The sequence below is a fragment of the Nostoc sp. genome (assembly GCF_035638895.1).
In the GTDB taxonomy this organism is placed as follows: domain Bacteria; phylum Cyanobacteriota; class Cyanobacteriia; order Cyanobacteriales; family Nostocaceae; genus Nostoc.
The window spans coordinates 1-23,954 of sequence record NZ_DASQZC010000644.1 but is presented as its reverse complement, the minus strand read 5'-3'; the positions used below and the strand labels follow the sequence as shown (position 1 = coordinate 23,954).

At 39.9% G+C, this 23,954-nt stretch carries 12 protein-coding genes and 1 pseudogene; 3 read left to right on the top strand and 10 right to left on the bottom strand.

Annotation, left to right across the window (positions count from 1 at the left end):
* The first annotated feature begins 134 nt into the window (after positions 1-134).
* Positions 135-731 (top strand): phosphoribosyltransferase-like protein, encoded by a 597-nt coding sequence (locus tag VE944_RS34330; protein WP_422656575.1) that lies wholly within the window; start codon positions 135-137, stop codon positions 729-731.
* A 125-nt stretch (positions 732-856) separates the two neighbouring features.
* Here the strand turns inward: VE944_RS34330 and dpdJ are convergent, their stop codons facing one another.
* The 8 genes from dpdJ to VE944_RS30860 all read right to left on the bottom strand — a co-directional run bounded on the left by dpdJ (position 857) and on the right by VE944_RS30860 (position 19,310).
* The gene (gene dpdJ / locus VE944_RS30895; protein WP_324986627.1) at positions 857-5,380 is read right to left on the bottom strand and encodes a protein DpdJ; all 4,524 of its coding nucleotides are present in this window, start codon (positions 5,378-5,380) and stop codon (positions 857-859) included.
* Positions 5,381-5,403: 23 nt separating this feature from the next.
* The gene (locus VE944_RS30890) at positions 5,404-6,108 is read right to left on the bottom strand and encodes a hypothetical protein (RefSeq protein WP_324986624.1); all 705 of its coding nucleotides are present in this window, start codon (positions 6,106-6,108) and stop codon (positions 5,404-5,406) included.
* The gene (gene dpdH, locus VE944_RS30885) at positions 6,099-9,194 is read right to left on the bottom strand and encodes a protein DpdH (protein WP_324986621.1); all 3,096 of its coding nucleotides are present in this window, start codon (positions 9,192-9,194) and stop codon (positions 6,099-6,101) included. Before dpdH ends, VE944_RS30890 begins: the two co-directional genes overlap by 10 nt.
* Positions 9,191-10,096 (bottom strand): protein DpdG, encoded by a 906-nt coding sequence (dpdG, locus tag VE944_RS30880; RefSeq protein ID WP_324986617.1) that lies wholly within the window; start codon positions 10,094-10,096, stop codon positions 9,191-9,193. Before dpdG ends, dpdH begins: the two co-directional genes overlap by 4 nt.
* Positions 10,093-12,615: a protein DpdF gene (dpdF, locus tag VE944_RS30875; protein WP_324986615.1), complete on the bottom strand. Its 2,523-nt coding sequence runs from the start codon at positions 12,613-12,615 to the stop codon at positions 10,093-10,095. Before dpdF ends, dpdG begins: the two co-directional genes overlap by 4 nt.
* Positions 12,612-15,917, bottom strand: a complete 3,306-nt coding sequence (dpdE, locus tag VE944_RS30870) for a protein DpdE (protein ID WP_324986612.1) — start codon at positions 15,915-15,917, stop codon at positions 12,612-12,614. The genes dpdF and dpdE overlap by 4 nt, the downstream gene beginning before the upstream one ends.
* 985 nt (positions 15,918-16,902) lie before the next feature.
* Complete coding sequence (locus tag VE944_RS30865) at positions 16,903-19,062, bottom strand: hypothetical protein (protein ID WP_324986608.1); 2,160 nt, start codon at positions 19,060-19,062, stop codon at positions 16,903-16,905.
* A 2-nt stretch (positions 19,063-19,064) separates the two neighbouring features.
* Entirely contained in the window at positions 19,065-19,310 is a 246-nt protein-coding gene (locus VE944_RS30860; RefSeq protein ID WP_324986606.1) for a hypothetical protein, read from the bottom strand.
* 449 nt (positions 19,311-19,759) lie between these two features.
* Here VE944_RS30860 and VE944_RS30855 point away from each other — a divergent pair, with 449 nt between their 5' ends.
* Together VE944_RS30855 and VE944_RS30850 are read left to right on the top strand one after the other, a co-directional pair.
* On the top strand, positions 19,760-20,383 hold the full coding sequence (locus tag VE944_RS30855) for a hypothetical protein (protein ID WP_324986603.1): 624 nt from the start codon (positions 19,760-19,762) through the stop codon (positions 20,381-20,383).
* Positions 20,384-20,871: 488 nt separating this feature from the next.
* A complete protein-coding gene (locus VE944_RS30850) occupies positions 20,872-21,000 on the top strand; it encodes a hypothetical protein (RefSeq protein ID WP_256874777.1) in 129 nt (42 codons plus the stop codon).
* Between the two features lie 29 nt (positions 21,001-21,029).
* On the opposite strand, the gene VE944_RS30845 is transcribed toward VE944_RS30850, so the two are convergent.
* Positions 21,030-22,745: a site-specific integrase gene (locus tag VE944_RS30845; RefSeq protein ID WP_324986594.1), complete on the bottom strand. Its 1,716-nt coding sequence runs from the start codon at positions 22,743-22,745 to the stop codon at positions 21,030-21,032.
* Between the two features lie 578 nt (positions 22,746-23,323).
* Positions 23,324-23,954, bottom strand: a pseudogene (locus VE944_RS30840) (hypothetical protein); the annotation flags it as partial.

The window sequence follows — 23,954 nt, the reverse complement described above, 5'->3', positions numbered from 1 at the left end:
CGCTATCTTCAATCTTGTATGTGTCAGAAAATCAGTTATGTTCATTGGTTTGAGGAGATGATGTTATGTTGACTAATTTAGGCTTTTTAGAGTTAGTGTAACTATTTATGTAAAGTTTTGTATCAGCATTCAACATTTCTGTTATAAGCTATTTAGAAGATTCTCCTGGAAAAAGTGGTTCTTATTATGCAAAAATTTATGCAGATGAAAATGAAATTTATTATAAAAATGTTATAGAACGCGGATCTATTTGTAAAGAAATAACAGAAAGAAAAGAAATTCAAGCTCTTGTTTTTATTGATGATTTTATTGGAACAGGAAATTCTGCCTGTGAATATTTTGAGGAATTAGCTAATGAATGTACTGATATTTTGAAGAAAAGAGACCTGAAAATATTTTTCTTAGCAGTATGTGGATTTAGAGAAGCCCAAGAACTAGTAGAAAAAAAATTGATTGAGCTTAGTTTGGACGTTAAAATACATATATGTGATCCGCTAGATGAATCAGCAAAGGTATTTAGTGAAAAGTCTACTATATTTTCCAATTCAAATGAGCGAGGAGAAGCGAGAGTTGTTGCTTATGAACATGGTATAAAATTAGTAAAGAATAACCCACTAGGCTTTGGGGATTGTCAATCTGCTGTGATATTTCCAGATACTTGTCCCAATAATAGTCTTCCTATTCTTTGGTCAGACTCCAATAATTGGATTCCTCTTTTTAAACGCCAGTAAAAATCTCAATAAGATTATAAACCTTGATATTTAAATATCTAGTTAATATGCAAATTTTACATAAGTTTACAATTACTGAAGTTAAAATTTTTCAATCTGCAAATTTTGAGGATTTTTAAAGATTATCACTGCACTGTTTCTCGCACCCGTAGCCTCACCCCAAACCCTCGCGGATACCTCTGCACCCCCTCCACCACCGGATAAACCTGCAAAAAACCAAGTTCCATCGGTTCGACTGCTAAACTCAGAATTGCTGACTTTAAATCTCCTCTCGCATTAGGAGGCGCTATCAGCGAAACCGATGCACCTTGCTTAAACGCTTCCTCCACCTGTTCCCGCCAGTTGGGTTCATTCAGCCAAACTGTAAAATCGCCCACTTGCAAAACATCCAGTAAAATTTCTCTATCAGCATCGGCAATCACGGCAAAGGGATTGTAGGAAGATAAGGCGCGAGAACGAATAATATTTCCCCTGGCCCACAACAGCCCATAAATCACTTGAAACCGCCAATAGGGATTAGGCTGCACTAAACCAAGATGCAACAACGCTTGATCCAACTGGTCATCGTTGCTGGCGACATAGGCAAACACCCGCGCATCAATTTCAATACCTAAACGCGCTTCTTCCTGATGCCACAAACGAATCAAATCCAGCAGTAGTTTATCGGTTTCCGGGGTACTTCCAGGACGCAAAACTCGTGCGTTAATTGCAGTCATCACCGGATGCGTTACCAAAATCCCCTCAGAGGACAGGACTTTGCGGAGGCGAACGCTTGCTTGTTTTAATTCACCATGTCCTTCGGCTAACCGCACATCAGCCATTGCATCGGCGACATCTGCACTGGTTTGGGTTAACTCCAATAACCGCGTCAGTTCCGAGTCCACAATCTCAAAATCCGCAGGTGACAACGCACTCCCCGCCAATCGGAAAAAATTCGCCGGATCAGCAGCATAGCGTCGCAAGATTTCCTCAATCACCCCGCCGCCACCAATGGTAGACTCAGTTATCCAGATTTCTTCTACTCCCTCTGAAATAGCAGGTGCATCTAGTGGACGCGGGCCAGGATCGATATCTAAAATCAGGTCGCCCAAATCAAAGTGGGGACACAATTGCCCGCAAGCATCCAGCAGCGCCCCTCCCAAGGTCGCTTTAAAACGTAAAGCTGCCCAAGAGTGCCACTCTTCATCAGGTTCTGACCAGAGAATCGGTGCAAGGTTATTTAATATAGTTTGGATTATGTCTGCGTTAGCAAGTGCCAGCAACCTATCATGTACCCTCTGCCGTCCCTGAATTTGTTCTGGTGCAGATTCCCCTTCTTCCAGTAGGGTTTCTTCGACGTTCAAGGTTTGAAAGATATTGTCCAGAACCCTTGCCATTTCTTGACCCATATTTTCACCCAAAAGCGCCTCAAAAGCTTCAGGTAGGGAGATTTGGTCTGCCAAGGCGCGGGCGGTGAGCATCGATATATATATTTGATAAAGCCACTCTCGTTGAAAGACATTTGTTAATTCACACAATCTGGCATCTATCAAGACCCGATATCGGAAATATGCCGTGCGAAACGCCCAAATCTTCTCTGGATTAGAATCGCTGGGACTGATGCTGAAATTAGGCGGAATACAAAAGCGAAATACTAGACCATCAACAGATTGGGCAAATCCTACAGCTGCTGGACTACCATCGTGTCTTTGGGTGAAGCGAATTGTCGTATCGAGTTCGTCACCTTTTTGAAAACGGATGTTAGCATGGGAGGCGATCGCAAACCGCCGCACTTCAAGGGGCGATTGTTGGATGTGGGTAAAGCAGCAAACTTCTCTAATAATTTTGCACCACGAGGAACCTTGGGGTAATTCGAGTTTAATACCGGAGTCGGGAGGAATTATTTGACTGCACCATTTTAATTGGGCATTAGAACGAACGGAAATGCTGGCAGGAACTTGTGTAAGATTGATTGCCCAAGGACGAATGCAGCGAATATCTACAATTTCTCCATTTTGCCAAAGTTGAAAAATTCCCGCTTCTTCAAATTCAGTACAGTAGTCTTCTATTGGTAAATTTTGTTCTCTTTCTTGCCAATTCGGGGGAGCAATCCAGTGAGTTGCATGGATGTGTTGTACCCCAAAACGACGACTAGCCCTGCCTGGTGTAAAGGTTTTCAGTGCTTGAATAATGGGCATGAGGTTAATATCTGGCTGGCTATTACGCAATTGGGGAGGTGTCGTAATCTTTACTTCTGGTAAGAGCAAGTCGCTAAATAAACTGGGGGGAACGAAATCGGGTAAGGGGTCGTTGGTTTGATAATCTTGGTTTGATTCATTTAAATGTACTGAAAAGCGATACCAATTAGACTTTAAACGCCGCAGCAAAGTGGGAAGTACCACCATCATCAATGACCTTGGGGCTTCCCAGAGAATAGCTTCGACCTCATCTTTGCTCAAATTCAAGGCTGATTGCAGATATGCTGCCAATTCGAGTTGTCTTGTTTCTGTTTCGAGAATCTTTTCAATTAGTTCTATTTCTAATTGCTGGCGTTTTTTTGCGTATTCAGATGGGCTGGCAAAATCATACCAAACACTTCCTTTGATTGCTGCTAACTGGTGTCCTACCCAATCCATAAAAGCGAAAACCGCAGATGTGCGAATAACATAGCGGTTTTGGATGGGGAGCGATCGCTTTTCTAAAACTGGGTTAAATAACATATCATAGCCTTGATAGACAATGCGATCGCGTCCGTAGTCAGAAAGCACTACCACTGTCCAAGGTCGCATAATTCGCCGTCGTCCAGCACGTCCTTTTCTTTGGAGAAATGAAGCCATATCTCGCGGTGATTTGTGCTGAATTACACCTCCAACCTCTGGGTCGTTGAATCCCACTTCCAGGGATGCAGTAGCAACAATTACATCGCTATTTGGGGTAACTCCAGTATCTTGGGAACTAGTGCGGCCAATACTTAAAGGCAATTCCAACCCATGACCAATTTCTTCACATAAAAGCCAAGATTGCCCAGCAACCAAGCGTTCGCTCCCCTCAGATGCACTATGCGATCGCAATGCTGCAAATGGCTGTCTTCCCCGCAGAGGACGACCCCAACTGTCGCATCCTTCGGCATCCAAAAGGTTATGGAATAAGCGGTTGGTAACATCTAAATCGTCAGTAAAAGCAAAAACACGGGAACCATAGAACCCTTGGCTGGGAGGGTCTTCAGATGGATCAAGGATGCGCCGTAGCAGCATCGAAGTTAGTATCGTTGTAGACAGTAAACTCGTTCCAGATACGGGGTCGCCTCTGAGAACTAATTGATATTCCGTGCCTTCCGCAACTTGATTTTCGCCGGGGGAAACTTCCTCGATAGAACCAGGATTTAAGCCTATAAGTTGGCTAAAAAACTCTGCTGCACTTTCTAATGTTGCCGAAAGACCCGTAAATTGGACTTTTGTGGCAATTATTTTCTGCCAACGTCGCAACAGGTAAGCAACCTGTGCCCCGTGAATACCCGTGTAAGTATGTACCTCATCAAGCAAAACTATCTGAGGCTTTTTCGCAGTTGCAATGCCGAATATATGACCGTAACGGGAGTCTCCCATAGACCGATTGAGCATTTCTGTGCTGGTAAAAACCAAGTCTGGGGGAGTTTTCGTCATGCGATCGCGTGTTAAAATTACTTCATCTTCTTGGATAACAGCACCGCAAGATGGATTGAGACAAGAAAGTTGTTCTTTACCTGCTTCTAAATCAGCCCGTCGCCAAGATAGCGCACCCTCACATCTGGGACACCGCAGGTAAGGACAAGTAAACCCACCACTTTCAGATTCCCATTTATCCTGCACCCGATCCAGAGTTGCGCTTTTGGGAGTTAAGCCAAAAAATGCACCAATAAGAATTTTACGTTTACCTTCTGCCTTGAGGACAGCATCAAGACGACGTGCTTCTTGATAGGTTTCAGAAAATTGGTCTTTGAGAAGTTCGTTACGGGGATAAATTGCTAGTCCTTTACTCCAATACTCATTCTTTTTCAACAACCCTGCAATATGCGCCAGTGCTGGTAAGTAAAAAGATAAAGTCTTCCCCGTTCCTGTCCCAGCACAGACAATCATCCCGCGACTTTTCGTGCTATTTAAATCCCGTAGCATCCGGCTTGTAGCGCGTAGCTGAAAATCTGCAAGTTGAACCTCACCACGCAATGGCGAATTTAGTATAGCTCCAACAGCTTTTTTTCGTATTGGAGTTAATAGTTTATCTGCCTCTAGCTGTTTAATTACTGTTTCTGGCGTAATATATCTTTTGGGATAAATTCTCGGACGGATTTGTAAGCGATAATCAGCAACTAAGGTAGGAGATGTTTGCCAACTATTATTCGGGAAGAGTTGGCGGAGACGGGCAAATAATCTCACCCCTTCCGCCATCCTGGTGCGGAAAAGGCGATCGCCTCTGAGGTTGAATTCAAACAACAATTTGCGATCAACGATTTGCTCTATAAAATCCCAAACATCCTCATCAATCTCACAATTATTTAGAAAATCGTCAGCAAGTTCTTTAATTTCATCTTCAGAAAATCCACCATCAATAATTCCCCACGTCAAAAGTTGAACTTCCTGGCGTTCCAACTTATCTAAAAATTCTCTAATTATTTTATCCCAGTTGGTAATCACCCTTGCTCTGCCCTTACTTTATTTTAAATCAAGCGAATTTTTAAGGAATCAGAAATCCCATGTTGATTAATCCAATCTTGAACTTCTGAAGTCAAAAAATTTAAAGGCGCTCCTTGATTTGCTGCTGCTCGAAGAAAATGCAATACAGCTTGGGGAACTTCATCAGAACTAAGGCTATTCCAATGATATTTTAATTGTTCGATTTTATGTTCATATACTACAAAGTCAGCATTATTTTTTGGATAAATAACATTTTTTATCTCTCTATCTATAATCTGAATTTGTAGAACTGTTTGTTTAAAAGCTTCTACTTTAGCTAGTAAATTGAGTATTTCATTATTAGTACTAGGCATTTGTTGATCGCGGTAGCTTTTCCATGCTTCGCTCAGTTGCTGTTCCAGCGTAGTTTTTAGGTTTTCAACATTTGACTTTAAAATATTACCTTTAAAGTTTTTATTATCAAGAATCCAATCAGAGTTATTTTGTAAATTTTCCTCAGCATTGATAACGAAACTTAAGATAGAGTCTGCCTTCTGAGTTAAATCAATATTGTTAATACCTCTTTGGCGAAAAGCTTTTAATGCTTCCACAAGTGGGTGAATGCTTGCAAGTGCATCAGTAATTTGCTTTTGCCTAGTTTGAATAATTTGAAGATTAGCGGCAGAACTTTGCAAAGACTTTTTACGTTGAGATAATTCAATTAGTTCCTGTGATTTTTCTAAGAGCATTTTGTGTCCCCTTTAATTTCATTCATGAGTTTTCGTAAATTAGCTAACCCCTCATAAATTTCCTGGTAACTAGATTCTGACTTTGCACCACCTGGTGCTTCTACCTCTGCAATACAACTTTTTGCTTTAAGAATCGAAGCATCCAGAAAATTCTTGGTGTTCTTAAGAAATTCTGAAGAATCAGTAATGACTTTTTGATAATCTTCACTCAAATACTGAAGTGATTTACTGATGTTACTTTCTGGATTTTCTTTCTCAGTCTGTAAGCGTTTCATTGTATCTCTGTAAGGGTTAATCGCTGTACGTCTGAACTGTTCTAAGACAGTTGTTAGCAAGTCTTTCTTACCACTAAATACACCTGCATCTTCTGCTGCTTCCATTGCAGCTTTGAGAGCATCAACAACATCCTTTTTCTTAATATCTTCTCCCAATTCTGATATTAGACGCTGATAGATATCTAGCTGTCGTTCGTACTCTTCTTGGATAGCTTTCTCTAGGAGTTCATCGACTTGTTGACGTACCTTTTGCAACTCTGGAAATTTATCGCGGACATCTTCAGGAATTTGCTCTTGAGGTTGCCAAGATTTACGCACTTTTTCTAGAGGTTCAATAATTTGAATTGCATCAATAATTTGAAACGTTGAATTACTACCTTTTGTACAAGCAATTCGACTTTTAACAATATCTAATAGTGCTTCTCGGTTTCTCTTGAGACTAAAGGTATCAAACAGCTTTTTCCAACTAGATGCACGAGTTGTATCATCGTTTTTATCTAAGTCGATAAACAAAGAATTAATCAGATTTTCGAGCGTATTAGTAGGATACCCTGCCATCGTGGCACTAATCGCTAGCAATTCCACCGCAGCAGGTACGGGGTTCCAAGGTTCACCAGATTCGCGGGGATAAAGACGAATTTTTTCGACGACGTACTGACTCCAACGTTCTAGATATTTTGCGTATATGCGAAAATAGCGATCGCCATTAGTAAACTTCCAGTTTTTATAGTAGTTGTATTTTAAAACACCTTGAAATACGTATGCAGTTTCCGTAAATTCCTTGTCATCGTCTGGGTTAAGAGGAAGCGATAAAACAACCCCAGAATAACTCCCTCTCTTGACTTTAGGGTTATAGAAAATGAGATTTCGCTGCTGAACCAACTTACCACCACTACCGAAGAAACTACCCTTCAGCAGCATTTCAGTATCCCATTCAATTTTTTCGATGATAGCGGGGAAAAGCAACTCGCGGATATCTTTGGCGATCGCATCTGGTAAAATTTCTTGATTGTTCCAACTGTCGAGGATTTCCAGCTTTTTTGTCAGCGTTTCTGGAATCTCTTGAACTAAAGTATCAATCTTATATTCCCCTGAAGGATCTACAACGCTTGGTGTTACTTGACGAGTTTGGGGTGTAACCTGCTGAATTTGTCTCGGTTTAGTCTTGACATCAAGCAGAGGTAAATTAAAAGCAGTATGAACTTCTGGAGACAAATTGCAAAGCTCATTACTATCATCCCACAAGTCTAAAAATACCTCACGACGCTTGATATTTTGCGCGTCTTTAGCTTGAATATTTAACCTAACTTCAGCACTCAATCTCATGTTACCAAAGTGTTTTCCTAAAGTAACTGAAGGGAAATGCCCATTTTCAATATCGTCAATAGAATTTTCTAAAGTGTATTTTAATACATCTCTAATCAAAATCCTGGGGTTGAATTCACCTGGATTTACCCTGCTAAACATCTGTTCTAAAGCTTTAGAATTGAAAGGATAAAGACCCATTCCCTGAACATGACCAAATCCTGTATGACAAGCTTGGGAATGTTCGCATTCGTTACAAGCACTTTCTATTTCATCTCTATTTTGAGAATTAGCCCAGTTTTCAATATCTTTTTCCTTTAAACGAACAGTATTCAGATATCTAGCAACAAATACTTGAATATCATTCTGAGTAATTAAAGATTTCTCACCAACCGTATCAATATTAAGATTGACACTGAAGGTAACGCGCTGTTGCACTGTATCAATCAAATTATTAAAATAACCTGTAGTACAAGCTAATGCTGTACGCATAGCACATAATGGCTTATTTCCAGCTTGCTGAGGTCTTGCTAAAACTGCTTCCAATACTTCTCTATCAATACCTTGCAATTTAGCAAAATCTTCAATCAAAAGTACTAATTCAATATTTTTTTCTGCTAATGTCTCTCGTACTTCGCGCATTAATTGCTGCAAGTCTTCTCGACCAAAATTCAAAACTTGGGTGATAGCTTCATCTAAGTGATCATTTAACCAAATTATCGTGTGCTTCTTTATATCCTCATCATTTATTAATAAACTATAAAATTCTCGTGCCTTTTCTCCAGCTTTTTGAATATTTAAAATATTAAGAGGCAAATCTTCGATAGAAAACTCACGACGTTCATTAATATCTTCAATAGTATATTGATATCCCAATGTATGAATTACTAAACGATGAATAATTTCTCCATCTCTTAATAAATGTTCTCGAAAAAAATCATCATATAGCAAAGAAGGTAAATTTTCTATCAAATATTCCTGAGTCTCTTCATCAGCAAGTTTAGCGCGTGTATGTTGTCCATTAATGCCAACTTGAAAAGCTAAATTGTTTAATAATTGTTCTCTTGCACCCTTATCTGTGAAAGTACGGCTAGATTGATTTAAACGTTTGCGGTACTCATCTAATTTATCTGCCTCAAATTCTGCAATATTTAAAATCTTTTCAATGATATCTTTTAAATTTGTCCCAATTCTGGGAATGAGTAACACCTTCCGTCTATCCGTTGATTTTATATTAGCTTGCAACCAACGAATCAGGTGAGATTTTCCCGTACCCGTCTCACCCAAAACAGGTACAAAGGCAAAATCTTTTTCACCTAAAAAATCTTTGATAAACTGTGCTTCATCATATTCCTTTTGTGATAACGCCTTAATAGAGTCCTGACGATACATTGCAATAGGATGATGTGTAGCTAGAAACAAATGATTTGCAGTTTGGGTTGCTTCTACATTCATTACCTGACGAATCATATCCAGATTCCAACAGACAAACTTTTCAAAAGTCATGAATTTTCTCCTTTCCAAATAATGTGAGAAATCCGCCCATCATTATCAACTTGGTTATTGAGTTTTGGTAAAATCATAAAGGTTGAATCAGATTGTCTCTCAAGCTGAATCTCACCCTCGTCGTGAAGTATAAATAAGGCAAAAGCTGTACTGGTAGAAAGAAAATTAGTTTCGCGTGTGCCAATTTGTGCTTCTACCTCTTCTCGAAAGTTTCCAGTTTCAAATAAAGGACATTGTTTTGCTAATCTATTAATAAAATCTTGGATTGTACTTTCTTGTTGTCCATTAAACAAAAGCTTGAGATTTCGTTTAATATAAGCTGTCGGATCGGGAACTGTGAGAGGTTTTCCTCCCAAAGTATGACCCCACGCAAAACCCAAGTAGCGCATCCAGTCATCCATTTGAACAAAGAGGCGACTGCTTGACATTTTCAAAAAATCGCCTACTTTTTGTTCACTAATACGCTTTTCCACTTCTTCCCAAGTCCCAGGCGCGTCGTAAATATCCTGTGCTAAATACCAAGCACAAACCCGACCAAAGTCTGCTTCATCTTCGTTATCAGATGCAAACAATAGGTAATTGAAAGTATCCGGTAATAGTTTGTCACCAAGCTGAGGATTTATTGCATCTTTTGGTAAACTTTGATTAATTGTAATTTCTTCATTGTCTTCGATTAAAAGTTTGCATTTTATGCTTTCCCTAATAGCATCATTGAACATAGGATGGGAGGTTTTTTTATCTTTCGATTTTTCTTCACTCGCTAAATGTTCAACTAATTTATCAGGAGATAATATTTTTTCTAATACGTCTCTCTTCTCCCTTTGTCCTTCGGCATGAAGTAAATATCTAAATATTCCCCGCATTCTACTGGGATGAGCCAAACCTGTTTTTAAAACACTCATATACTAACCTCTGTACAAAATAAATCAAATTTAAAATATCTGCCTGAAAAAATATTAATTAATAATCGATCTTCTCTATCTGGGTCTGGTGTATTTATAGGAAGTAAAATGATGCGCGTTGTGGTTGATGTACTGTAATTAGATAAATATTTTGCAGGAAGAGGTGTTCCTGGAGGATGAAAAATCAGAGTGGGTATTCGTGGCATTAGCACAGGTTCGTAACTATCAAATATAAAAACAAATGAGTTATGTATTTTACTAGTTTCTTTCAAAAATTGATTATATTCTGGTGAAATTACAATATTCTTCATACCCTGTTCTATTAACCACTTGAACAATTTTCGACCTCGTTGAAACTTATTTAATTGTTCCAGTGAATCATAGAAAATAAGCAGAATTTTTTCACCTACAAGCACTCTTTGCATTTCTTTACCTGGAATAAAATTAGGTTTTTGCCATACAGGTCTCGAAGTAGGCATTATTCCCGGAAAAGGTGTGACTCCATTTTTTCTACAAACAGGACAACCTCCACAAGCACGAGAAACTATCACAGGATTTCTGGTTTCTGGAGTGTGACGTGAGGGGATGCTATACGCTTCCGCCAATATTTCTGAAATACAACGTTTAGCTTTTAAAGCCTCTTTCATTAGTTGCAGATTTTTATAACTCCAGTTTTGGCGTTCCTGGCGCACTGGTTCAACTTCAGATTCCCAAATAAATTTTTCTAAATGGCATTCATTGTGGATACGAATGCTGCGAGAATTTCTATAATCTTCCCAAGCTTGTTCAGATTCTGATTCAGAGTTTTTTTTCTGGGGAGGTTCTTCTGAGTCTATTTCAATTAAATTGGCTCGGTTCATCAACGTTAAAGTGCGGATATTCCAAGCCCTGTTTTGGTCACTTCGCATATCAATATCTCTTTCTAGCAAAGAGGGAGGATTATTAATAGGCACACTATATTTACCGTCTTTTAGGGGTTCTTTTTTCGCAAACATACTTTGCCAACGCTGCAATCCTCTCTCGATAGTAATTGTCGATTTTTCGTTTAAACCACGAGCAATATTGAAGTCTTCAGTTGTATATAATGTTAGCGACATACATGCTTTTCCATCCCTTCCTCCCCGTCCGACTTCTTGATAGAAACGGTCAATGGTTTCGGGAATACAAACATGAATTACTGCTCTGACATCTGATTGGTCAATACCTAATCCAAAGGCAGAAGTAGCAACAACTATATCAATCTTTCCTTCTCGCCATTTTTCAATTAGTTGCTCACGTTGCTGAGTAGTAGATTTACCTGTCATCAGGTCACATCTTTTAAATCCAGCGCGGGTTAATTCTCGTTTCCAATCCTCGACATCTTTAACTTTAGTTCCGTAAATAATTAACGGGCGAGGAAGATGAGAAACTGCCTCAAGTAGCCTTTGTTTTCTAACTTCTTCACTCTCACATTGCTTAAACCAATAAGCAGGCTCTGGTCGCAACTGTACAGCAGATATTACTTGTAAATCTTGACCAAATAATGTTTCGAGGGTATCTAAACAAGATTCTGTTAAAGTTGCTGTTAGCAATAAAGTCTTAAAAGAGCTAAGACGCAATAAATCTCTTCGCAAACCAGGAATTTCTTGAAATGCGGAACGAAAATCATCACCCCATTGCTCTACCATGTGCGCTTCATCGATAATAAAATACCGTAATATCCCTAGTTTGGCTGCTTCATACAGAGCAGATGCCAGAGAATCCATTAAACTTTCAGGAGAGGTAAAAATTATCCTTTGGGTTCCTGCGCGAATGCGATCGCGTATCCCTGCTCTTCTTTCTTTACCCTCCACAGAATTATCGTTATAATAAGCTGTGGCATGGTGTACAAAAGGTTTTAATGCCCGTTCTTGGTCAATAGCCAATGCTGTAGTCGGGACAACTACCACGCTGACACCATTATTGTTTCTGGAGTTCAACAATGCAGGTAGTTGAGCGCAAAGGCTTTTTCCCGCACCCGTAGGTAAGTTAATAATTAAAGTTGAATTATCAGGAGCAGTTAAAACTGCACGAATTGCTTCACGCTGTCCGCTACTGCTGTATTTGTCTAACTTCATTAATTGCAAAAACGGGTCGCCGGAAACTGGTTCATAATTCCGTCGAGGTTTTTCATTAAATAAAGGTGCATCTGGCGGATATTGGTCAGCCAGGTCAAGCCATTCCGGTTGCCAAGAACGGGCGCTGATGAAATAGTGTTCGTTATCTTCACCCCATACGGTTATGCTAGCCTGCTCCCAAATAATGCTATCGAGAAAAGGCGGTTTCCGAGGTATTTGGAGATAAATTGGAGAACTTCCACCCTGTTTTTCATCTTCCCGTCGTAATACATGACGCACCAGACTAACAATATCCCCAGACGCAGGCGAGTTTTGCAGCGCATCCAACAAGCGCCGATGACAAGGTTCTGAAACATTACTAATATCTTCAGGAACTTCAACTGTTTTAAGAATTTCCCGAAGTTCTGAGAAGGAGTCAATCATAAATCATCCTCCTCAGATTTAGCTGGAGGTCGCCCAGAAACGATAATAAAACCAACAGAATCAAGACGAATGCTAGGATGACGAATTCCTTCGATAATTACTTGGCTTAATACCGTTTCGTTATTGAGTTCTTGCTCCAGTACCTTATTAGAAATACGCTCTTGGTTAGTAAGTCGGTTGAGACGCAAGCGCAATTGGTCTAGTCTCTTACCTAACTTTTGTTCAGCACGGATGGCGCTATTTTCACATAATGAAATAAATTCGGGACGCTGACTGAGTAATTCTAAAGACGTGCGACGCGCCTGATGGCAAAATTCTTGCCAACTGCTAGGCTCAATAAAATTATCAAGAATAGATAAACGACTTTTGGCTAAGTTGTAATCTCGATATTTACCGCCTTGGCCTTTATAAGGACGTTGCAGGATATTTAATAGTGTTTCATCTTCAACAGCACACATTGGTTCATATCGTGCATCAATAAATATACTTTCTACAATTGGAGCGAATAACCCATCTACGCGTCTTTGCAAAGTTTTATATTCTGTAGTAGTTTTGTAACTCGTTAAATTTGTTTCAATAACGTAATTAAATCGGAAACCATACCACTCTTCACCTTCCCCAGAATCCCAAGTTTTTTCAACTCGCCACATAGCAAAAGCTTGACCCCGGTCGTCCCAATGGATATAAGATGATAGTGCTTCTACAAATTTTTCACCAATGCGGTAGAGTTTTGCACCAAGCTGTTGATTTGCTACCCTACGGTTAAAAGTCCCAAATTCTTCTAAAACCCCTGCAAAATTGCTGCTTAAATCATTTGCTGGAATTAATGTATTTCCGGTAGGTTTATAACGCTTAAGTGTGGAAAAATTAGGCTCAGTGATTGGCTGAAATCTCAACGCATCACAAATCCAATCTTCAGTTACTTGCTGGATTTCCTGATGACGGGCATCATAATCGTCTAAAGCTTGAAAATATTGGGTAGCATTTTCATCCAGAGCATCAATTTCATCTAGGGCATTTTGTTCGCTAATTTTTACTTGCTCTTGCTGAATTTCTTTTTGAATGATTTCTATGCTTTCTAATAGTCCATTTGCACCCGATTTAAACAGAATTTCTGCTAATAAGGGTAATTCTTCATCAACATAAAATTGGAGACTGGCAATAGATTGCCCAAAAATATTAAACCCTTCTTTCAATAAGCGATACCATGCATCATGGAGACTATCGGGTAAGTCTACGCCAGCAAATACTGTAAACTCAACTTTCAATAGACGACCAATCCGGTCTATCCTACCAATTCTTTGTTCTAGGCGATTTGGCGACCAAGGCAAGTCAAAACATATCATGTAGTTGGTAAATTGTAAGTTACGACCTTCTTCGCCGGAGGAGTCGCAAACTAAAATAAAGCATTTGGGGTCTTTTTTAAACCGATTTAAGTTCTCCTCCACTTGAGACCTAGTTTGTCCAACTTGGTGACTGACGATAGTCCCCTCACCAAAACGATTGCTCAAGTAACGGACAATTTCGGCACAAGTTTGTACAAAACTCGTAAATATAACAATTTTGGGCAGACTGTCTCCCGGTATCGGTCTTTTTAGTCGTTGTTGAACTTCTGCAAGCAATTTAGGGAGGTTGAATTTCAAGGATTGTAATTTTAAAGGTTCGCAGAGTTGATAGAGGATGACTGTGTTGAGTAATTCCAGGCGATCGCCATCCTCTGAAGGTTGTTCTATAATTCGCAGTAGGGTTTGCAAAATTTCTGCTTCCCCAGCAAATTTAGGAGTTTCAGTCAGGATGCGAACACTATCAGCGCCAAACTCCCGAATTAATTCCGCAGTGGATATACTACTTAAACGTACTTGAATTACCTGTTTTAAAATACCCAGCCAAGTATCAGAAGCACGGAAGAACAATAGAAAAATGTGGTGATATTGTTTGTTATCAGGAGCTACATCACGCCACTCCTCAATTAGTTCATGGATGTGAGGCGATCGCTCATCTAAATCGTACTCGGTTCTCAGTGTAATATTACGGTCAAAAATTACATCTTCTACGGAAGCACGACGATTGCGAAGCATCCTTCTGTGAAGTCTGTAGGTATCGCTAATATGGATACGAATTGCCCTGACAATTTCAACTGTATCGCCAGTCTTTGCTTGTAAACTATTTTCTAGATTGTCTGCCAATTCAAGTAAATACTTATCTTCAGCAAACAGGTTACGGAGCTTTTTGAGATTAGTTTTCAGGACAAAGGGGTTTGCGCCTTCTTTAAATGACAGGAGAATTCGACCAATCTCTTGGCGTTTTACTACCCGGTCACGAAAACCTGCTAAGTCATCAAGTTGATAGGTTGCAGGATCGAGCAGATGCAGCATTGCTAAAAAATCTTGCTCGTGGTTGAGAACCGGGGTAGCCGATAGTAAAAGCAGGCGATCGCTTTTATGAGCAATATTTTTGCAAGTCTCAAAACGCTGGCGCACTGTTGCATCGTTAGAGGTCGCCATTGCCGCGATGTGGTGTGCTTCATCTAAAATTAGCAAGCCAATATTCGCTTTCGGGTTGATTTTGTGAATATCCTCAACCGCAAGCACTGCTACCCGTTTGGGAAAGTGGGAGATGTAAAACTTGTTTTCTAATTCCTGCTGCCATTGTTGGAGTAAATATTGCGGAACTAGCACTACCGCACGTCCAGAAGGTTCATCTAATAAATATTGACGAAGAATAGCACCAGCTTCGATGGTTTTTCCCAGTCCAACTTCATCCGCTAATAAATATCGTTGAATCGGGTCTTCAAGTACACGACGGACAACTTCAACTTGATGTGGATAAAGTTTAATATTGGCAGAAATTAATCCCGTCATTCCCCGACTGACAGCGCGTTGTAAAATTAAGCATTTAACAAAAGCAAAGCGTCTATCGTGAAAATAGGGCGTTTCTTGCCCCTTCATTGCTAGAGTTTCAATGGGGTCTGCTTGAGGTAAATTGCAACGCACGTATACTTGTTCTTCGTTGACTGCGATCGTTTTTTTATCAGGTAAGTCAATGCGATACTTATGAGCTTCCTCATCCCATTCGTAAATTCTGCCGTTAATCCATGCTTCTTGGCTCTCCAGGTAAATACAGCATCGAGTTTGACGCTCCAGTTTAAACTGATACAGGGAACTTAAGGGTAAGCTTTTTTCTATGCGTTGCCCAACCGAGTAAAAATATTCAACACTGGCCTGGGTATCAGATATATCAATGACCTTCCCTATGCCCAAGCTGTTATTTCGGGAACGTATCAACGAACCAAGTGTTATCATACTCTAAGTCCACTAAGTACGTTAGCATTAACCTTCCCGTAGCACGCACATAGCGTATTGTATCCGCGTGCTATTCGCTTCTTCCAAGATAGCTTCTCTAACAGAGAGACACCGTTAACGCGGAGCCTAGCATAATCTAAACTTAGGCAACAGCATAACTCTAGGTGTCCTACCACTGTGGTAAAAGGTAAGTCACAAACTAACTTGTCAGCATGTATTTTCCAAATTGCTAATTTTTGCAGCTTGGTGTGTAATAAAGCAATTTGCATCACTATAAATTTACCAGTAGTACACCCAGAGGGTAGATAAGTATATATTTATTATGCTTTCCTTAAAAATAAAAACCAATGATTTATTGTTAGAAACACAGAAATCAGTAGAAGTACTGGCTCAATAACAGGTAGCAGCTACATTACAACTTCTTGGAAACCATTCCTGTTGCGAAACTTGCTGTTATATCAATACGGTTCGGTTAAGCCAAAAACCAGATAAACTGAGGGTTATCACCCAAGTGTACTGAGATTGAATGCACGTCCGGGTACCTGACGGGACGACAAAAAGCTGTATAAAGCTGATATAATAAGCCTCATAGCCCTCATACCTTTTTGATAATACTTTTGCTTATTACGATTAAAATCTCTAAACATCTCTTCTATAGAGAATCTTTTAGCCTGATTAAATACTTGCACTTTTGATTGAGTGGCGGTTGCACGTAGTACACCGCCACTTGGTCGTGCGTGATCGCCTGAAATAGCAAATTTGTATTTGATAACCCGCAACTTGGGTTATTAATACCTGGGGTGCGATCGCGGGGCCTCATATTTTTTTTTACGACAGTTCCCGTGTTGCCGACTCTGTGCGTTTTTGAGTGCAATTATTTGCCTTTCGCTTGACTCTCAACCAGCGCAGTTGAACAATTATTCCTGAATCGGGAAAACATTTATAAACCGGACGTATACGGCAACGCGAGAATTTAGTAGTTAATTTACCTATTGTCTCGCTCTCTAAATACCGATTCCAAACAAAACGGTAGGCATCCAGGATTAGCATCTGCCCAAGAATTAGCCTCTGTTATCAAAATTGGGCATCCTGAATCGAGGTAGAATTGCATCTTGACAATCTGTTCTAAACGCAAGTAGTCCGAGCCTTTAGGAAGCTTGCCTGCAATCATGCGATATTTCCTCACCATGTTTTTGGTCTGAGATATAGCTTCGATACGTAGTCGAGCAACTTGGTGAAAATCCTCCACACAATCAGAGGTAGCTGCTAGTGGTAAACCATTTGATATAGCCAAGTCCGTACTAGGAGCATGGGATGGGGTAGTTGCGGGAGTAGCATAGAGACTACTGCTCAAGTTGATTGATAACTTTTGGTTATTTAGTTTTTCAACCGCGCCGGAATTCCCAGCAGATTTAAAATCCTTATCTAAATTGGTTTTATTATTATTTTCATCGGATAAAATAATTGCATTGGTTAATAAATTATTGTTATCATTAGTACTATTAAGAACTGAAGATGAATCAGAAGTTTCCATTAACTTCCCCGTATCCAACTTTTCGTTAATTTGATTACTGCCTGCTTTCTGCCCTTGAGGGGCAGAAGCAGGCAGTAAAAATCTCTCAATAACCTTCATATAGGGAGAATGCCCGTAGTTGCTTATTCCACAAGGGTTTGGAGCTTCTTGTTGGCTTGAAGTAATGCTTTCAACATTAATTGAATGCCCGTAGTTGCTTATTCCGCAAGGGTTTGGGGCATTTTTTATCCAAGGATCGCAGATGTACCGTTTGGGATGCCATAGGTGCAAGTGCTTATGAAGTGTTTCTTGGCTAAGGCACTTGTTAAATCGAAGCTTGTATTCCACACGGATAGCTTCCGCTCGATTTGTCGTACCTTCTGGTAAAGTACTGGTAAATTCTAAGGTTCTAACGACTATTTGGATACGCCGTTGAGCTTCTAGGCTGCGCTGCCTGTTCAGATCCTTTCGCCGATCGAACTGTACTATATTGTTTTGGTTTGAGAGGTGAGTGCCACTAGCGATCGCAAAGTCAAATGTTGCTGAGTACGTACCTAACGGTCTCTCTGGGGTGCTGGCGTATTGAGAGTACCATTTATTTTTTTGGTTACACTCTACCCAATCTTGGACTCTAACTTTTATCTCATGCTTATGCCGACAATATTCTCTGTAACCAGGAGCATTGATGGCAGTGTTTACGGCGTAGTCTACTAATTCCTCACAATTTAGCCCTAGAAACACAATCCCATAACCAACAATAATTTGAATAATAGTGTTGGTCTGGCTGCTACCTGTCCACCCGGTGGCAATTATTCTTTCCCAATCAGCACACCATTCATCTACATTTGTAGTTTTTTTGCCGTCCCGCTGAGGTTTGTGGCGCTTTTTGGCAGTGCTAATGGCTTTATTTATTTCCTGAATATCTTGCCTAGCTGCTGCGCGATCGCAATGATCAAGGAAGGTTTTAACGTCATTGCTAATTGGTTGCAATTCGTCGTTTAGAAGAAATGACCCACTCCTTGGTTGGAGAGGACACCGGATAGCTTTATAGTTAGTTACTTGTTCCTTGCTATAGGGTTTGGGATTGGGAAAAATCTCCAGGTGTCCTGGGCGAGGAATAAAACCTGCATGTCTTATGGCTTGATCAATCGCACAGGCTAATCCAAAACTTTTAAGTGATTCGGAAAAAGGCAGAATCAAATGCCAGCCACCGCTAAAACTTGATTGGCATGGGACTACCGATACTATACCAATGCTTTCCAAAGCTGATTTAATTTGAGATACAGCTTCTGGATTATGATAATCGCCGCCTGCATCCAAATCGATTGCACCATACAAAGTTTCAGATTCAAAACGAATACCTACTAATGTTTTTTCATCTTGGTGGAATTCCCATAGTTCTGAGGGTTGCAAAAAATATTGGAGAGTTCTCCATTCTGGCTTTGCTGTTGTTTCCAGTGTCGGTGCGTCGGCAACTATTGCACTATAGGGATGGAAGAAGCGTGCTAGATATCTCTGCCCTATCGGATCTGCTGGTAAATGAAGTTTTTTTCTAGAGGAATGCTTTGGCAACTGTGAAACACTCGACTGAGCAACATTTTGGGCAAATGCCCCTTGATTTTTTTTGACCACGACTAGCTACCTATGCTTGGAGTTAACAACAAGCAGCTAGCCGTTGCCGTAGAAGCTTCTACGGCTTTTTCACTGTCAGCTACTTGAAGTGCAGTCCCTACTAGTAATGCAGCACAGAGGAGATGACCTGCGCTAATGTGGAACTGCACATTCTCGAATGTCCCCTCTACCTTGAGGAAGTTTGTGCATAGCTTGCTGAAATCCCAGTCTTTGTCCTTGTCGTGGATATTAATTGCAGTTTTTATCATGCTTCTCCTTTATTTACCTAAGAGAAGCGAATCTTCAAGCCTTGTTACGTCTACAAAGGAATGTTACTATGAAAAAGTGGTAGACCACTCTGCCTGCAAATACAAGAAGATTTGCTTGCTTCGTGGATTTGCTGAAAGTGAACTTCTCCTAGTTGGTGGAAGATTCGCTTTGTGAATTGTCCCCTTGGTGGATTTCGCCTTGGCGGTAGATTCGCTTTTTTGTTAAGGAGCTACTGGCTTACCCAAGACTTTTCTAGTCGTCCAAACTTGAAGAGAGTCTTGAGTCGAGTACCAGTTAGCTCTGAAAATTGAGCAATTTAGAATAAATATCCTTATCACTCTTTGAAATTATATACTAGAATGCGATAGTTTTTTATAGATTCGCATAAATTAGTGAGATTTATAATTGATGAAGTGTAAAAGTGCTGGCTAGACAAGGGCAAAGACTGATGATGCTAGACAAAACTGCTATGTTCACGGAAAAACAAGTAGTTGCTTTGACTGGCATTTCTCGGAAGCAATTATATAATCTCAGCAATTCACAAACTGTTCAACCCCATAAAAATCCAATTTTGTATACTTGGAAGCAAGTAATATTCTTGCGAGTTTTTTACATTTTGAGGGAAGATTGGTCATTTCAACTTATCGAAAAACAATTTAAATCTTTCCCTGGTTACGGGATTGAAAAAGTAATTGAGGAAATAGATTCATCTCTTGCAGTAATAATTTCCGATGAAAATGATGGTGATGTTCGTTTGGGAATATTGGCTGAGTTAACGTTTGGGAATAAATTTTACAATCGTCATTTTAAAAAAGCAATAGAGAATATAAAAACCAGCAAACCACTCAACTATGAAGAAATTTATGCAGTTATTTCTTATGTCATAAATGACGCAGACGAAAATGAAGAAGATGAAAATGACGAAGACAAAAATTACGAAGGCGAAGAAAATTTTAGCTACAAAATTACTATTAAAAAACAGACAATTCTTCTTATCCCTGAGGTGATACGGGAATTAACAAAGGCAGCAAGTAAGTTGAATATTGAAAATTTTGATTTGAAAGTTAGCTAAACTTACCTACTTACTAAAATTACCCACTTTTCTTTAAGGTATTGAGCCGGATGCGTTGTAAGGCGCACGTCCGGTTTTGAGGGGGCGGGATTATAGCGATATAGTCCTGCTACCCGACCACGGTGATGCCAGTTACGCTAAGGACTTGATGAGCCACTTTCAATACTGCGATCGCCAAGAATCAAACTGTACCAATTGAAGTCTCTGAAATTTAAAGTCTTCAAACCCTTACTGTACCGTGTTAAATTGCTGCACCAAATAATCTATAGGTTAATTGGTACTTTAAGAATTGCTAAAAATATTGATGGACATAATGCTTACACAGAAAGGGTTACAGCCTTAGCGGAAGTTTCTGCACGGATGCTCATTTGACCCCGAATATTCAAGTCAAGGAAGCTTCTAATGGATATAGTCAGTTCGTAGATGCGTTCAAAACAGCAACGCCAAAATGCTTTCGTTAAGAGATCGGGAATCCTTCACTCTCTTATTTGCGCTCGCTGATTGCTCAAGCACCGCCAGAAGAACAAGCAGAAGTCTTGCACTTAATTGCAGATTCATTTGCCAGAAATCAGAAAGCCGAAAGTAATCTAGACACAGTAGAGTTAGCTGTAGGATAACTACTTTCAGCACATCTCCTCCCCAGGTTTCACTTGGGAGGTTTAACAGTCAAGGGTGGCGGTGGTGGTAAAGTACCCGTAGGCAATGACTGCAACGCCTGCAAAGCTGGAGCTACTTTTTGCTCAGGAGTGCGGCGATCATAAATCTTGCCCTGCATCTTTAGACTATGGGCCAGCAGTTCTGCTAAAGCTGCCAGCACCTGATCCGAAGTCCCAGACAGTTTAAGATACGTAACAATGGAATCGCGCACCAGATGGGGCGTAAACGCCTGTCCGGTTAAACGATATATCCGTTTACGGAAATATTGATATAGAGAGCCGTCTGTTAATGGTTTGCCGTTCAATTGGGTAAACACATAGGGATGATTAGGATTAAAAACCGACCGCCACTGTGATAACCATTCCTCCAGAAGGGGATATAGAGTCTCTGGAAGTTCTACAACTCGTTTTTGCCCATTTTTACAAAAAGAATTCCCCGTTTTAAAATCCGCCGCCGTATGCTCAACAAACCATTTCCCATCACGATTAACTAAAGTTCTACCCAACTCTAACTCTCGGATGGTTCTAGACCTGTCTGGAAAAGCACTCAAAAGCATACAAATTAAAGCAATTTGATGACTTTGGGCAAGAGTACGGATACTGCGTTTTTTGCCCTTTTTGTCTCGCGGAGCGCATTCTTCAATCAAACGCTCGATACAGGCTTTATATGTGGGCCACTCAAGCCATTTTTTTGACTCATCAGAGCAACGTGGTGCGGTATTGACTCGTGCCATGATTTCACACTCTAGTCGCCGTAATTCCTCAATGATGGGAATATCTCGGTATCCCACACGTTTGCTAGCCACTTGCTCACGAGATTGGTATTTGGATTCCTTGTGATACAAAAATTTGGCTACAGCAACCAATGATTCGACACATTTTAATTCGGTATTAGCTGAAGCTTCACGAACCTCTCTGAGCCACTGTAAATGTTCATCAATCAAATCAATAACTTCATCAATTGCATCTTCATCTCGGTGTCCATCTCTAGTTAAACCACTAGCGCTCACAAGTTGTTTTAAACTTAACTCCTCAAGAGGAACACCCTGAAATCGATGAAGCCATCCTAAGAAGCGTTTACTATTATTAACATGAGCCATCGCACTGCGAGTCCGTAAAGGAGCATCTTGGCGTTTGCGACTACCAACAAGTGTTGTTTGAAAATTCAAAAAATTGTTGAGTTCTTGTTGTAACTCAGGCAAAATTTCCGGAGATTTCAACCCATACATAAAATTGCTACATTTAGGTGTCATGTTCTTATTAGTGACACGAACTTTATCACTAACCCGACCTCTTTGCAGGCGGATAGGAGGGCAATATTTGTCTGCATCTGTCTTGACAGCATTTTTCCACCAAGATTGGTCATGACACCAAACAAGCATCTTGTTTAGATGAAAACGATAATTTCGAGAACTAGCAACGTTACCAAGAGAATCAAAGACTTCTTGTTGATAGTCAAGTGCATTTTTTAATTCTGATATAGGCACTCCCTTCATAAATTCCAATCCAGCCTTTATATCCTCAGATGTTAGCTTATTCCGTGAGGGGAAAGGGAAGCCCCACTTAGGTAGGGTATAGCGAATTAATGCAGTGCGAAGACCTGCCGTCTTATCATATTGACTGCCATTATATAGTGCTATGAGGAATTCACAATAAATTTGATAAACATCAAAAAGTGTTTTAGGATTCAATAAAATGTTGGACATTAGCCTACCTCCAATTTAAATTTATTTTGAATTTAGAACAGTTAATTGCAAATAAAAGTGGCATAAACTTCAGACCAATTATGACTAGATAATTAGGTGTCCAGCAATTATCAACCTGAAATTAACGACCTGTTATTCATTAATATTTACGCTTGTACCCCCTTATTTATGACATTTTACAGTAAATTGTATGGCACGGGGTTTATCCTTTTTACCTAGAATTAGTTGCGAATTAAAACATCTGAAACCATTGAATTTACAACTAAACAAGCATTTTTGATTTGACAAGTGTCATAAATATTTGTCATAAGTATTTATGACGCTTCAACCCTCGATCAATTTGATTAAATTGAGGATTTTTGTTTACTTAAAAAAACAAGCCGGGGACTCATGTCCCCGGCTTGGGTTGCTATTTAATTCTGGCTTTCTTTTTTTTTGTTTTAATTGATTCTGTAACAAGTATATCTACAGAAGCAATCGAAATGCAAGGCTGACTTCAAAAAAATCGTAAACTTTTATTAGAGATGCCTTTACTTGTTAGTGTACAGTAACAAATTAAATGGCGTTGAGACAAATTCTTAAATACTCAAAGGGTTCGGAGTACCAGTGTTGGGATCAATTCTCCACATTTTTGTACCATTTATACCGTCATCAGCACTAAAGTTAAGAGTGTTATCTATCACTGTCAGATTATGAGGATTGGAAGAGCCAATCCCAGGATTAATGTCTTGTACTTGTTGCGGATAGTTATTGGCAACAATTCTCCACAACTCTGTACCACTGTAACCATCATTGGCAGTAAAGTAGAGGATATTACCCAGGGCTGTAAAATTGCTGGGATTAGAAGCACCATTCTGGTAATTAATGTTGAGGTTGATGGGGTTGCCAGTGTTGGAGTTCATCATCCACAGTTCTGTACCATTCATCCCCTCCGATGCTGTGAAGTAAAGGCTATCTCCTAGAACTGTGAAGTTGTTGGGATTGGACAGACCACCAGGAACACCTAAGCCCTTTGGATAGCCGTTTTGGTCTATTTTCCACAACTGGCTGACATTGTAATTATCTGTAGCGACAAAGTAGAGAATGTTATTTACAACTGTGAAGTTGCGGGGATTAGAGGAGGCACTGCCAGGATTAATGTCTTGTACTTGTTGTGGATAGCCATTTTGGTCTATTCTCCACAGTTCTGTGCCATTGTAACCATTGTTG

Excerpts from the sequence above, each read along its gene's own strand:
- dpdF (WP_324986615.1), bottom strand. The coding sequence starts at position 12,615 with ATGATTGACTCCTTCTCAGAACTTCGGGAAATTCTTAAAACAGTTGAA.
- VE944_RS30890 (WP_324986624.1), bottom strand. The coding sequence starts at position 6,108 with ATGCTCTTAGAAAAATCACAGGAACTAATTGAATTATCTCAACGTAAA.
- dpdH (WP_324986621.1), bottom strand. The coding sequence starts at position 9,194 with ATGACTTTTGAAAAGTTTGTCTGTTGGAATCTGGATATGATTCGTCAG.
- dpdG (WP_324986617.1), bottom strand. The coding sequence starts at position 10,096 with ATGAGTGTTTTAAAAACAGGTTTGGCTCATCCCAGTAGAATGCGGGGA.
- VE944_RS30855 (WP_324986603.1), top strand. The coding sequence starts at position 19,760 with ATGATGCTAGACAAAACTGCTATGTTCACGGAAAAACAAGTAGTTGCT.
- VE944_RS30860 (WP_324986606.1), bottom strand. The coding sequence starts at position 19,310 with ATGATAAAAACTGCAATTAATATCCACGACAAGGACAAAGACTGGGAT.
- dpdE (WP_324986612.1), bottom strand. The coding sequence starts at position 15,917 with ATGATAACACTTGGTTCGTTGATACGTTCCCGAAATAACAGCTTGGGC.
- VE944_RS30845 (WP_324986594.1), bottom strand. The coding sequence starts at position 22,745 with ATGTCCAACATTTTATTGAATCCTAAAACACTTTTTGATGTTTATCAA.